The following is a 13,297-nucleotide window of genomic DNA, read 5'->3' on the forward strand; positions in this document are numbered from 1 at the left end:
CCACGGTCAACCTGTAGGAGCGAGCTCGCTCGCGATGGTCTTGAGCGATAACGCGTAAAACCAGATGCCCAACGGCGTCCTTGGGTTTTTCGCGAGCGAGCTCGCTCCTACAGGTTTTTTGCACTTTGATTCGCTGACCAAGCTCGTATAGGGTGGCGTTTTTGCCTATCAGGGAGCTGGCCATGTTGCGTCTGAGCGCGCTGTATCGTTATCCGTTGAAATCCGGCAAGGGCGAGGCGCTGCAACAGATCGGTCTCGATAGACTCGGGCTGGACGGCGATCGTCGCTGGATGCTGGTGGATGAGGCCAGCGGTCGCTTCCTGACCCAGCGCGCGGTGGCGCAGATGAGCCAGTTGTCAGCGTTGTGGAATGCCGAAGGCGGCTTGACCCTCAGTGCGCCTGGTCATCCGCCGATCGACATTGCCCTGCCCGGCAGTGCTGCAGAACTGCGTGGCGTGACGATCTGGCGCGATACCTTGCGAGTCCCCGATGCAGGCGAAGAAGCAGGGGCCTGGGTCAGCAGGTTCATCGGAAAACCGACACGTCTGGTGCAAGTCCCGCTTGATCGGGCGCGAATGACAGAGGCGGGTTACGGCAAGGATGATGATCAGGTTGCGTTCGCCGATGGCTATCCGCTGTTGCTGATCGGTCAGGCCTCCCTCGAGGACTTGTCGCAACGGGTCGGGCGTCCGTTGGAGATGCTGCGTTTTCGGCCAAACCTGGTGATCGAAGGTAGTGAAGCGTTCGCCGAGGATGGCTGGAAGCGTATCCGTATCGGTGAGGTCGAGTTCCGTGTGGTCAAGTCCTGTTCACGCTGCATTCTGACTACCATCGACCCGCAAACCGGGGAACGCAGCGAAGACCGCGAACCCTTGGCCACCTTGCAGAAATACCGTTCCCAGGCGGACGGCGCAATGTTCGGCCAGAACCTGGTCAACGACGGCAACGGTCGACTTGAAGTCGGCATGCCGGTGGAGATTCTGGAGTAGAAACCCTCGATATATCATCTGCGCAACGAAAAATGCCCGTGTCCTTGGACACGGGCATTTTTTATGGCGCTGACTTTTACTTCGGTGTAGCCCCGCGGGCTTAGCCGCGGTATTCGCACAGATAAGCGGTGTCGACGGCCACTTTCAGCTGGAACTTGCTGTTGGCCGGCACGTTGAACTGGCTGCCGGCGGCGAAGGTTACCCAGTCGCTGCTGTCTGGCAGTTTGACGGTCAATGCGCCGCTGACCACATGCATGATTTCACGCTGGCTGGTGCCGAATTCGTACTCGCCCGGAGCCATGACGCCGATGGTCGCCGGACCTTCTGCGGTGCCAAAGGCGATCGACTTGACGGTGCCGTCGAAGTACTCGTTGACTTTAAACATGGGCGATTCCTCGAAAAGGGCTAAAAAGGGCCGGCCAGTATGCACAAGGCCCTGAGCGTCGTCACCTGTCTAAAGCGGAAGAACCAGCGGCAGCAGTCGTGCGGTATTGCGCGCATCTTCCAGCGCCCGGTGTTGCTGGCCGGTGAACTGCAGGCCGGCCAGTTGCAGGGCACCATTGAGTCCCAGCGGGCGTTCCAGGCGTCGGGCCTTGGCAAAGCGCTGCTTGAGGTTCATGTGCGGCACGTTGGCCAGCGCGCTGGCGAGTCCCAGTTGCTGCCATTCCTGAAGCAATTGCTTGCGATCGTAATCGCCCCAACTGACCCAGCCTTCAAGTCGCGTGTGGTGTTGGCCGAGCCAGCGTTCAAACGCCGGCCAGACTTCGCCCAGCGGTTGCGCGGCATCGATGTTGGCTTGGGTGATGTGCGTCAGCTCGCGGCAAAACGGCGTCAGCAATGGCCGTCGCAAGGGGCGGACGAAGCGCTGGAAGTGGTCCAGTTCGCGTCCCTTGCGGTCCACCAGGGTGGCGCCGATTTCAATGATTTCCATATCTTTAATGGGCCAACCACCCTCATCGGTGGTGGCCTCCAGATCAATGACCAGCCAATGAGGCATTGCAGGGTTCCTGGTATCCGCGTCCTGTAGGGTTTGAGCGTAGCCAAACCCGACGGTTCCGCCTAGCGGCTTATTCGACCTCCAACAGAATCTGCCGGTTTTTCACCTGATCCCCGACTTTGACTTGCAGGCGTTTGAGAACACCGTCGATGCCCGATTTCAACGGGTGCTCCATTTTCATCGCCTCCAGTACCACCAGCAGCTGGCCCTTGGTGACCGGGCTGCCTTCGTTGACCAGGACGTCGACAATCGCCCCGTCCATTGGTGCCTTGAGGGTGCCGGAGCTGACATTGGCCAGGCTGCGGACCGGCGCCTGAGTGCGATCCACGAACTGCAGACTGCCCGGCCGGGTAAACAGCCAGAGACGCCCGGCCTCCAGACGGTAGGCGTGGCGTTGGCGAACACCTTCGATTTCCAGGGTGGCCCAGCGTCCGTCGCTGTGGATGATCTTCAGTTCCAGGTTGTGCCCGGCGACCTGAATGCGTAGCGGCTCGCCCGGGATTGCCTGCAACGCTACCGGCCAATCCTGATCCTCAAGGCCGATTCGATAGTGCAGTGGCACGCTGGCGTTGTTGCGCCAACCGCAAAGCGGCGCCGGATGAGTCTGCGCTTGAGCCTGATAGAAGAGGGCGGTTGCGATGGCCAGGTGTTGTGCGCCTGGGGCGTGGGGCTGCAGGCAGGCATGCTCGGAAAAATGCTGCGGGATGAACCCGGTGCTGAAATCTGCGCAGGCGAACTGTGGGTGTTCCAGCAGGCTGGCGAGCAAGCGCTGATTGCTTTGCACGCCCAGCAGCACGCTGTCTTGTACCGCCCGCAGCAATTTGCGCCGGGCTTCTTCGCGGGTGGCGCCGTGGGCGATGAGCTTGCCGAGCATCGGGTCGTAGAAGGGGCTGATGACCTGGCCTTCGATCAGACCGTGGTCGATCCGAACGCCGTCCTGCAATCCCGGTTCCCAGGCCACGACGCGCCCGGTTTGCGGCAGGAAACCCTGAGCCGGATCTTCGGCATACAGGCGTACTTCCATGGCGTGCCCGTGGAGTTGCACCTGCTCCTGGCGCAATGGCAGCGGTTGACCCTCGGCGATATTCAACTGCCAGGCCACCAGGTCCAGCCCGGTGATCAGTTCGGTGACCGGGTGTTCCACTTGCAGCCGGGTGTTCATCTCCAGGAAGTAAAACTGCCCGCGCGCATCCAGCAAAAATTCCACGGTGCCCGCGCCGACGTACTGCACTGCCCGCCCGGCCTTGAGCGCCGCTTCGCCCATGGCTTGGCGCAATTCAGGCGTCATTACCGGGCAGGGTGCCTCTTCGATGACTTTCTGATGCCGGCGCTGCACCGAACAATCGCGCTCGCCGAGGTAAATCAGGTTGCCGTGGCGGTCACCGAACAGTTGAACCTCGACGTGACGTGGTTCGACCAGTGCCTGTTCGAGAATCAGTTCGCCGCTGCCGAAACCGTTCAGGGCTTCGGAGCGCGCGGTACGGATCTGTTCCAGCAAATTGCCGGCGTCGTGCACCAGGCGCATACCGCGTCCACCGCCGCCAGCGCTGGCCTTGATCATCAACGGATAGCCGATGCGCCCGGCTTCGCGGCTCAGGGTAGCGTCGTCCTGCCCATCGCCTTGATAACCGTCGATGCAGGGCACACCGGCTTCGATCATGGCGATCTTCGAAAGGCGCTTGCTGCCCATCAGTTCGATGGCCTCGGGGCTGGGGCCGATGAAGGTGATGCCGGCGTCCTGGCAAGCGCGGGCAAACCCGGCGTTTTCCGAGAGGAAACCGTAGCCCGGATGGATCGCATCCGCGCCCGTGCGCCGGGCTGCGTCGAGGATGGCCGGGATGTTCAAATAAGACTGTTGCACCGCGGCCGGACCGATGTTGACGGCCTCGTCGGCCATCTGCACGTGCAGTGCATCGGCGTCGGCGTCGCTGAACACGGCGACCGTGCGATAGCCCAGCGCCTGGGCCGTGCGCTGGATGCGGCAGGCGATTTCACCGCGGTTGGCGATGAGGATTTTTTTGAGTCCGGGCATGGGCTGCTCCCTTGGGTTTTGCGCTGAGTGTGTTGGCCTCTTCGCTGGCGAGCCAGCTCCTACAGTGGATTCATGTCACACACAAACCCTGTAGGAGCTGGCTTGCCAGCGAAGCTTTTCAGGAGGCCCACCCCGGTTTGCGTTTTTGCACGAAGGCCATCGTTCCCTCGACACCTTCTGCCCCGGTCACCGCTTCGCCGAACCATTCGGCTGCCTGATCCAGCAGGGCATCCGACGGTTGTCCGGCACTCGCCAGCAGGAGTTTCTTGGTCATCGCATTCGCTTCGGGCGCACAACACAGCACATGCGCCAACACCTCATCGAGACGCTCAGCCAGGGCCTGCGGATCATGCTCGACGAAATGCACCAGCCCCATGCGTCGTGCCTGGTGGCCATCAAAACGTGCCGCGGTGAGGGCCAGGCGCCGGGTTTCGGTCAGGCCGATGCGCTGCACCACGAATGGCGCGATTTGCGCCGGCAACAGGCCGAGGCTGGTTTCCGGCAGGCCGAACTGCGCCTGATGGTCGGCCAACGCGATATCGCTGACACAGGCCAGGCCGAAACCACCGCCGAGCACCGCGCCCTGCAGCACCGTGATCACTACTTGCGGAGCCTGTTGCACCTCCTGCAGCAGCGCACCGAACACCCGATTCAAGTCGCGCTGTGCGCCCGCACCCTGAGCACGGGCGCTGGCCATGTCCTTGAGATCGCCGCCGGCGCAGAAGTGGCCGCCGGCACCGCCGATCACCAGTGCGCGAACGCCCCGGTCATCGCGCACGGCGGCCAGTACCGAGCGCAACTCGCTGACCATCTGCACGCTCATGGCGTTGCGGCTGTCCGGGCGATTGAGGGTGATGTGCAGCACGCCGTTGTGCAGTTCCAGCAGCAAGGTCTGGCATACCGGCAGGCTGCTCATTTCTTTTTCCCCGGCAGAATGCCCATCAGTTTGCAGATGATCCCCAGCATGATTTCGTCGGCACCGCCACCAATCGACACCAGTCGGACATCGCGGTAGGCCCGGGCCACCGGGTTGTCCCACATGAAGCCCATGCCGCCCCAATATTGCAGGCAGCTGTCGCTGACTTCGCGACCCAGCCGCCCGGCCTTGAGCTTGGCCATGGAAGCCAGGCGCGTCACGTCCTGGCCTTTGACGTATTGCTCGGTAGCCTGGTAGACCAGCGCCCGCAGGCATTCGATTTCGGTTTGCAGTTCAGCCAGACGGAAGTGGATCACCTGATTGTCGATCAGGGCATTGCCGAAGGTTTTGCGCTCCTTGCAGTATTCGATGGTGCTGTCGACGCAGTACTCCAGGCCCTTGATCATGTTGGCTGCACCGAACAGGCGTTCCTCCTGGAATTGCAGCATCTGCATCATGAATCCCGCGCCTTCATGGCCGATGCGGTTGCGCTGCGGTACACGCACATTGTCGAAAAACACCTGGGCGGTTTCCGAGCTGCGCATGCCGAGCTTGTCCAGGTGCGAACTCAAGCTGATGCCCGGTGTGTTCATCGGCACCATGATTAGCGATTTGTTGATGTGCGGTTTGTCGTCCGAAGTGTTGGCCAGCAGGCAGATGAAATCGGCGCTCGGTGAGTTGGTGATCCACATCTTGCTGCCGTTGATCACGTAGTCGTCGCCGTCCTTGCGCGCGGTGGTTTTAAGTCCGGCGACGTCGGAGCCGGCGCCGACTTCGGAGACACCGATGCAGCCGACCTGCTCGCCGCTGATGGCCGGGCGCAGGAATTCTTCGCGCAATTCATCGGAACCGAAGCGTGCCAGCGCAGGCGTGCACATGTCAGTCTGCACGCCGATGGACATCGGTATGCCGCCGCAATGAATGGTGCCGAACTCTTCGGCCGCGACGATCGAATAGCTGTAGTCGAGCCCCATGCCGCCGAATTTTTCCGGTTTGGAAATGCCCAGCAAGCCAAGATCGCCGGCCTTGCGGAAGATTTCGTGGATGGGGAATCGCCCGGCCTTTTCCCATTCCTCGACGTGCGGGTTGATCTCGTGCTCGACGAACTGGCGCACGGTGCGGCGCAGTGCTTCGTGTTCCTGGGTGAAGATCATTCTTATTGTTCTCCTGTTAGTCGGCTTAGAACCGCGCCACACCAAAGCTGTTGGTTTGCAATGGCCGCACCTCGGCCTCGTGACAAATATCCAGTAAGTAACCCAGCAAGGTCCGGGTATCGCGCGGGTCGATCAAACCGTCGTCCCACAGATTGGCGCTGCCGTAGAGCGCCGTGGACTGGCTGTCGAGTTTCTGCGCGGTGACCTGTTCCAGCATGTCGAGCATTTTCGGATCGGGCACCAGGCCGTCTTTGGCCTGTTTGGCCTCGGTGACAATACGCAGCACTTTGCCCGCTTGCGCGCCGCCCATCACCGCTGTGCGGCTGTTGGGCCAGGCGAAGATGAAGCGCGGGTCGAGGCCGCGTCCGCACATCGCATAGTTGCCCGCGCCATAGGAACCACCGACGACGATGGTCAGTTTCGGCACGCGGGCATTGGCCACTGCTTGAATCATCTTCGCGCCGTGCTTGATCACGCCTTGTTGTTCCGATTCGGTGCCGACCATGAACCCGGTGGTGTTGTGGAAAAACAGTAACGGCGTCTGGCTCTGGTCGCACAGCTGGATGAACTGGGCGGCCTTGCTTGCGCCTTTTGGCGTGATGGGGCCGTTGTTGCCGATGAAGCCGCAGGCGCGCCCCTGAATTTTCAGGTGACCGCAGACGGTCTGCTGATCGAACTCGCCTTTGAATTCAAGAAAGTTCGAAGCGTCGGCGAGACGGGCGATGATTTCGCGTACGTCGTAGGGCTTTTTCGGGTCATCCGGGATCAGGCCCAGCAGTTCGTCGATGGGGTAGAGGGGCTCCTCCCAGCGACGTTCGGGTAGTCGGGGCAACTGCTCGTTCCACGGCAGCACGCTGACAATCTCGCGTACCAGGCGCACACCATCGGCGTCGTTTTCAGCCAGGTATTCGGCGGTGCCGGCGGTTTGTGCGTGCATCTCGGCGCCACCCAACTCTTCATCGGTCGCGACTTCGCCGGTGGCAGCCTTGAGCAGTGGCGGGCCGGCGAGAAACAGCTTGGCCTTGCCGCGCACCACCACCACGTAATCCGACAAACCCGGCTGATAGGCACCGCCAGCCGTGGCCGAGCCATGGACCACAGTGACCTGCGGCAAGCCCATGGCCGACATCCGCGCCTGATTGGCAAAGCTGCGCGCGCCTTCGACGAAAATTTCCGCCGCGTAATTGAGGTTGGCGCCGCCACTTTCGGCGAGGGTGATCACCGGCAGTTTGTTTTCCATGGCGATCTGTTGCAGGCGCAGGGATTTTTTCAAACCGCTGGGGGAAATGGTCCCGCCCTTGATCGCGCTGTTGTTCGCCACCACCAGCACGCGCACGCCGCAGACATAGCCGATGCCGGCGATCAAACCGCCACCGGCGGAGCTGCCGTCCTTGTCGTCGTGCAGCTTGTAGCCGGCCAGGCTCGCCAGTTCGAGAAACGGCGCACCAGGGTCCAGCAGCAGGTTGAGGCGCTCGCGGGGCAACAACTGACCGCGTTTTTCGAACCTGGGTTTGGCTTCGGCAGCCTTGTTCAGCAAATTCTGTTCGAGCGCGCGCACTTGTTCGATGGCGCTCAGCATCGCCGCACGGTTCTGGGCGAACGGCTCGCTGTGGGGATCGAGTTGCGACTGAATCACCGGCATGGGTTATTCCTTGTCCTTCAACACGTCTGGTATGTAGGCGCGGTGGAAGCCGTTATACGACTCGCTGTTGGTCGCCTTGTGGATAGGCCAGGCGCGCCCGCCGAGGCTGGCGGCACCGTCGATACGCAAGGTGCTGCCGCTGACGAACGCCGCTGCCGGGCTGAGCAGGAAAACAATCGCCGCGCTGACCTCCGATTCGGTGCCGATACGCTTGAGCGGCACGTGTTCGCGCAAGGTCGGAATCACCGCCTTGAAGGCGCCTTCGTAGGTGTCCATGCCGCTGGAGGCAATCCAGCCCGGCGCCACGGCGTTGACCCGCACCCCGGCATGACCCCATTCATACGCGGCGGTCTTGGTCAGGTTGTCCATGCCCGAACGTGCCGCGCCGGAGTGACCCATACCGGGCATGCCCCCCCACATGTCGGCGAGCATGTTGACGATGGCGCCGCCGTGCTTGCTCATGGATTGGTTGAACACTTCCCGGGCCATCAGGAAACCGCCCACCAGATTGGTGCGCATCACGGTTTCGAAACCCTTTTGATTGATCGAAGCCAAGGGCGACGGGTATTGCCCGCCCGCATTGTTGACCAGGCCATGGATGGGGCCATGCTTGCGGATCAATTCGCTGACCAGGTGCTGCACCGGTTCTTCCTCGCGGATGTCACAAACCGCCCAATCGGCCGTGCCGCCGTCTTCGGCAATCTCTGCCGCAACGGTTTTGAGCTTGTCGGCCTTGCGCCCGACCAGCAGCACATGGGCGCCGAGGGCCGCCAGTTCGTGGGCGGTGCAGCGGCCGATGCCACTGCCACCACCGGTGACGATGATGTTTTGGCCGGCAAACAGATCGGCTCTGAAAATCGAATCGTAGGTCATGGCGGCGATCCTCTAGTTGAACTGGTCGGCGATGCGTTGCGGCACCGGGATCTGGATTTCCAGCAGTTGCTGGGCGAAGGCTTTGCCTTGCGGATCGATTCGCAGGCTGGCGACACCGCCGCCGCCGAGGGCGTTTTCCAGCAGGAAATTCAGGCTGTGGCTGGCGGGCAAGTACCAGCGTTCTACCCGTCCGTGGATTGGATCGAGGACGTGGCCCATCCAGTCGACGATCACTTCCGGGGTCAGGGCTTCGGCGATCCATGGCAGGAATTCGGGCTCGCGGGCCATGACGCCGATGTTGCTGTGGTTGCCCTTGTCGCCAGAGCGGGCGACCGCCAGTTTGACCAAGGCCACGCTGGCGTCGGCCAGGCCAATCGGTTTCGGTGGCGCGAGCAGGGCTGGCAGGTCCAGCGGGTCGAGCACATCGAGAGCGGGCAGGGCACACGGGTGGCGCTGACCCATGAAATCAATGTCCAACGTACAGGCGGTTTTGTCGATCAGGAACGAGAACAGCCGGATCAGCGGATACACCGTCGGCCGGCCACCGACAATACCGGTCAGCCCCGGCGCCATGCCGGTGGCGGCCTGGGCGATCTCCCGGGAGAACACGACCAATGCCTGCTTGTCCAGATGGCGCACCGCGAGTTTGATCACCACTTCGCGGCTGTCCTGACGCTGGCCGTGGGGGCCGTAGGTGGCCTCGCTGCCCAGCAACTCGATATTCACCTCGCTGTACGGCGCCCAGCCGCGCTGACGGAACATTTCCGAGGTCTTGTTGATGATCGCCGCGCTGACTCGTCGCGCCTTGTCGACGGCATCGATGCCGGCAATCAGGCAACTGGCGGTGCAGCGGAAGCCATCGGGGTACGTGGCGCTGACCTTGTATTGAGCCGTCGGCGGCAGGCCTTTGGCGCCGTGCACCTGTACCGCGTTCCTGCCTTGTTGCAGCAGTTTGACCTGAGTGAAATCGCACACCACGTCGGGCAGCAGATACGCGCGCGGGTCACCTATTTCGTACAGCATCTGTTCGCCCACCGTCAGCGGCGTGACCAGCCCGCCGGTGCCTTCGGGTTTACTGACGATGAACTGGCTGTCGGCGCTGACTTCGACGATGGGAAAACCGATGTGTTCGTAGTCGGGGACGTCGCGCCAATCGGTGAAGTTGCCGCCCGTGCACTGGGCGCCGCATTCGATGATGTGCCCGGCCAGTGCCGCCTGGGCGAGCTTGTCGTAGTCGTGCCACGACCAGCCGAACTCATGCACGAGCGCAGCGCTGACCACCGCACTGTCGACCACGCGCCCAGTGATCACGATGTCCGCGCCCAGACGCAGGGCTTCGACGATGCCCGGTGCGCCGAGGTAGGCATTGGTCGAGACGCACATTGGCGGCAGGGGCGAGCCGCTGAACATTTCATGAATGCTCAGGCTGCCTAGTTGTTTGAATTGCGGTTGCAGGTCATCACCCAGCAGCACGGCGATCTTCAATGTCACCCCGGCCTTGTCGCAGGCCGCTTGCAGGGCGGCGGCGCAGGCCTGGGGATTGACGCCACCGGCATTGCTGATGACCCGGATGTTGTGCTGCGCGAGCTGCGGCAGCAAGGGGGCGAGGACTTCGATGAAGTCGCCCGCATAGCCGGCCTGGGGATCTTTCATCCGCGCGCCGGCCATGATCGACAGGGTGATTTCGGCCAGGTAATCGAAGACCAGATAGTCCAGATGCCCGTGTTCCACGAGTTGCGCGGCAGCGGTCGAAGTATCGCCCCAGAAGGCGCTGGCGCAACCGATGCGTATTGTTTTAGGCGCAGTCCATTCCATAGCCACCTCCAACCGAAGTGCGTTGACATTACCAAGCAAGCGCTTGGTTTGTAAATGGCTTGATTTTCTTCTGCCCAAGCGCTTGCTTGGTGCCATCCGTCAGCTTAAATTGCCCGCGCAACTCCGGTGTTTTCGGGGGGATCGGCGTTATTGATTGATCGACTGTAGGAGAGAACGGGTGGACGAGCAAAAAGCCCTGAGGGTCATGCGCGAATTGGTGAACGACGGCCAATTGACCGACCCGGACAGCGCCCGTGGCAAGCTGCTGCAAGTGGCGGCCCACCTGTTCCGCAATAAAGGCTATGAACGCACGACCGTGCGCGATCTGGCCGGCGCCGTGGGCATTCAGTCCGGGAGTATTTTCCACCACTTCAAAAGCAAGGACGAAATCCTGCGCGCCGTGATGGAAGAAACCATACTCTACAACACCGCGTTGATGCGTGCGGCCATCGCCGAGGCCGGCAATGTGCGCGAGCGGGTGCTGGCGCTGATCCGCTGTGAATTGCAGTCGATCATGGGCGGTAGCGGCGAGGCCATGGCTGTGCTGGTCTACGAATGGCGCTCGCTGTCCGAAGAGGGCCAGGCCAAGGTCCTGGCACTGCGCGATATCTACGAAGACATCTGGCTGCAAGTACTGGGCGAAGCCAAGGCCGCCGGGTTTATCCGCGGCGATGTGTTCATCACTCGGCGGTTCCTGACCGGCGCATTGTCCTGGACCACCACCTGGTTTCGCGCCGGGGGCAGCATGAGCCTGGATCAATTGGCCGATGAGGCGTTGATTCTGGTGCTGGAAGACCGGCTATAAGCTTGTGTTGGCCAGCATTAAACTGGCTAACTGGACAAAACCGCCTAGCTTGAATGCATTGGTATCGTTTTATTGGGGAGTGGGGGCGTTTTGATGGGGTCGCCAATTCGGACAGCCTCGCGGCTTTTGCTGGCGATGCTTGCGGTGTCAACGATGATGTCGTCCCAGGCTGCGCAACTGGTACGCATTGGTGCAGCGCACTTTCCACCCTACACTGTACGCCCGGAATCCGGGGCCGATACCGGGTTGCTGCCGCAACTGGTCGAGGCCCTGAACGCATTGCAAAGTGACTACCAGTTCGTCCTGGTGCCCACGTCCATTCCCCGGCGCTTTGGTGACTTCAAGCAGGGCCGGGTCGACATGGCCATCTTCGAAAATCCCGCCTGGGGGTGGGAAGAGATCCCCCACACGGCCGTCGACATGGGGCTGGAGGACGCCGAGATTTTTGTTGCGCAACGCCTGCCCGATCGACAGCAAAGTTATTTTGCCGACCTGAGCGGCAAGCGCCTGGCACTGTTCAGCGGCTATCACTACGAGTTTGCCAACTTCAATGCCGAGCCCCAGTACCTGGCGAAAAACTACAACGCCACACTGACCTATTCCCATGACAGCAATCTGCTGATGGTATTACGCGACCGGGCCGACATTGCCCTGGTCACGCGCTCCTACCTGAGCGATTACTTCCTGCGCAATGAAAAAGTCGCCGACGAGTTGCTGGTGTCCCAGCGCATCGACCAGATCTATCATCACTACGCCATTCTGCGTCCGACTGCGCCCATCAGTGGCGAGGCCTTCGGCAAGTTGTTGCAAGGCTTGCGGGACAACGGCCAGATGTTGAAGATTTTCGAGCCGTACAAGATTGCGCTTGTGCCGGTCCCGCGCAACGAACCGGCGCCACAAGCCGCCAAATGATGGTCTTTGCCTAAATTTCCCGCCGTGGCTCACGTCACCTCGTTGAACTGTCGACGATTATCGTGAGCCCGACCCCATGTCCAATCTGAATGACCTGACTGCCCTGTGTCTGCCGACAGGCAGTCGTCTTGCCGCTGATGAAACGCAAAGCCGTCTGAGCCTCAGCCTGGAGGGGCAGCCGTTGCTCACCCTGCGGCTGATTCGTGGCCCCGAGTTGCACCTGCAACTGGAGGAGCGCTTCAGTCGCCCTGAAGGGCAGGCATTATGGGCGGCCTGTTATTGGCTGTTCGCTCGCGACCCCGACTGTCAGCGTCTGATCTGGCACCTGCAGGACGTGCCGAACGAAGCCGTGTTCAGCGGCTTGCTGATTCCGACCTCCATCAGCGGCCAGTATCACTGCGAGCGCACCCTGTTCTGGCAGTTGCCGCAGCCTTGGCTGGGGCATTCCCTGACTGGCAGCTACCCACAGCAAATGGTCGTCACCGACGGTAAGCGTCATCCTCGACGACCGGTGAAACCCAAGGGTCAAGTGTATCGACGCTTCGATGCGCGGCTGGGCGCCTGGATTTCCCTGCACACCCTGGAAATCGAGCAAGACCTGGCACGCTTCAACCGATGGCAGAACAGCCCGCGAGTCGCGAGTTTCTGGCAAGAGGAGGGCAGCCTCGAACAGCATCGCGAGTACTTGAGCAAACTTCAGGCTGATCCCCACACCCTGACATTGATCGGCTGTTTCGACGATCAGCCGTTCGCCTATTTCGAAGCCTATTGGGCCAAGGAAGATCGCATCGCACCCTTCTACGATGCTGGTGATTACGACCGTGGCATCCACATGCTGGTGGGCGAAGAAAACCACCGCGGTCCGCACAAGGTGGCGAGCTGGTTATCGGCGCTGGTGCACTACCTGTTTCTCGATGATCCGCGTACCCAGCGGGTGGTCGCCGAGCCGCGCGCCGACAACGGCAAGATGATCGGCTACATGCAGGGGCAGCGATTCCACTGCGAGAAGGAGTTCGACTTCCCGCACAAGCGCGCGGCGTTGATGGTGCTGGGGCGGGAGCGGTTTTTTGAGCGGTGTGGACTGGTTTGATGCGCAGGGCTCAAGCTCTTTATCGTTCTTGAGTTTGCCATCGCGGGCAAGTCGAATCGTCGCACCGCCGCT

12 protein-coding genes are annotated in these 13,297 nt (G+C 61.6%); 4 read left to right on the forward strand and 8 right to left on the reverse strand.

Annotation, left to right across the window (positions count from 1 at the left end; genetic code table 11):
• The first annotated feature begins 182 nt into the window (after window positions 1–182).
• Window positions 183–989 (forward strand): MOSC domain-containing protein, encoded by an 807-nt coding sequence (locus PMI31_RS20965; RefSeq protein WP_008020374.1) that lies wholly within the window; start codon window positions 183–185, stop codon window positions 987–989.
• 100 nt (window positions 990–1,089) lie between these two features.
• Here PMI31_RS20965 and ppnP read toward each other — a convergent pair whose 3' ends face one another.
• The 8 genes from ppnP to PMI31_RS21005 form a co-directional block, all read right to left on the reverse strand.
• A complete protein-coding gene (ppnP, locus tag PMI31_RS20970) occupies window positions 1,090–1,374 on the reverse strand; it encodes a pyrimidine/purine nucleoside phosphorylase (protein ID WP_008020375.1) in 285 nt (94 codons plus the stop codon).
• A 69-nt stretch (window positions 1,375–1,443) separates the two neighbouring features.
• Window positions 1,444–1,986, reverse strand: a complete 543-nt coding sequence (locus tag PMI31_RS20975) for an exonuclease domain-containing protein (protein ID WP_008020376.1) — start codon at window positions 1,984–1,986, stop codon at window positions 1,444–1,446.
• 70 nt (window positions 1,987–2,056) lie between these two features.
• Window positions 2,057–4,018, reverse strand: coding sequence for an acetyl/propionyl/methylcrotonyl-CoA carboxylase subunit alpha (locus PMI31_RS20980; RefSeq protein ID WP_008020377.1), 1,962 nt, complete (start codon window positions 4,016–4,018; stop codon window positions 2,057–2,059).
• Between the two features lie 118 nt (window positions 4,019–4,136).
• Window positions 4,137–4,934, reverse strand: a complete 798-nt coding sequence (locus PMI31_RS20985) for an enoyl-CoA hydratase/isomerase family protein (RefSeq protein WP_008020378.1) — start codon at window positions 4,932–4,934, stop codon at window positions 4,137–4,139.
• Window positions 4,931–6,088 (reverse strand): citronellyl-CoA dehydrogenase, encoded by a 1,158-nt coding sequence (gene atuD, locus PMI31_RS20990; protein WP_008020379.1) that lies wholly within the window; start codon window positions 6,086–6,088, stop codon window positions 4,931–4,933. Before atuD ends, PMI31_RS20985 begins: the two co-directional genes overlap by 4 nt.
• A 25-nt stretch (window positions 6,089–6,113) precedes the next feature.
• Entirely contained in the window at window positions 6,114–7,730 is a 1,617-nt protein-coding gene (gene atuC, locus PMI31_RS20995; protein WP_008020380.1) for a geranyl-CoA carboxylase subunit beta, read from the reverse strand.
• A 3-nt stretch (window positions 7,731–7,733) separates the two neighbouring features.
• A complete protein-coding gene (locus PMI31_RS21000; protein ID WP_008020381.1) occupies window positions 7,734–8,603 on the reverse strand; it encodes an SDR family oxidoreductase in 870 nt (289 codons plus the stop codon).
• Window positions 8,604–8,615: 12 nt separating this feature from the next.
• A complete protein-coding gene (locus PMI31_RS21005; protein WP_008020382.1) occupies window positions 8,616–10,418 on the reverse strand; it encodes an acyclic terpene utilization AtuA family protein in 1,803 nt (600 codons plus the stop codon).
• Window positions 10,419–10,596: 178 nt separating this feature from the next.
• Between PMI31_RS21005 and PMI31_RS21010 the strand changes: the two genes are divergently transcribed.
• The 3 genes from PMI31_RS21010 to PMI31_RS21020 all read left to right on the forward strand — a co-directional run bounded on the left by PMI31_RS21010 (window position 10,597) and on the right by PMI31_RS21020 (window position 13,225).
• A complete protein-coding gene (locus tag PMI31_RS21010) occupies window positions 10,597–11,223 on the forward strand; it encodes a TetR/AcrR family transcriptional regulator (RefSeq protein WP_008020383.1) in 627 nt (208 codons plus the stop codon).
• 93 nt (window positions 11,224–11,316) lie between these two features.
• Window positions 11,317–12,135, forward strand: coding sequence for a substrate-binding periplasmic protein (locus tag PMI31_RS21015; RefSeq protein ID WP_008020384.1), 819 nt, complete (start codon window positions 11,317–11,319; stop codon window positions 12,133–12,135).
• A 76-nt stretch (window positions 12,136–12,211) separates the two neighbouring features.
• Window positions 12,212–13,225 (forward strand): GNAT family N-acetyltransferase, encoded by a 1,014-nt coding sequence (locus tag PMI31_RS21020; protein WP_008020385.1) that lies wholly within the window; start codon window positions 12,212–12,214, stop codon window positions 13,223–13,225.
• Window positions 13,226–13,297 lie beyond the last annotated feature (72 nt).

Source organism: Pseudomonas sp. GM55 (assembly GCF_000282395.1).
Lineage (GTDB): Bacteria > Pseudomonadota > Gammaproteobacteria > Pseudomonadales > Pseudomonadaceae > Aquipseudomonas > Aquipseudomonas fluorescens_CC.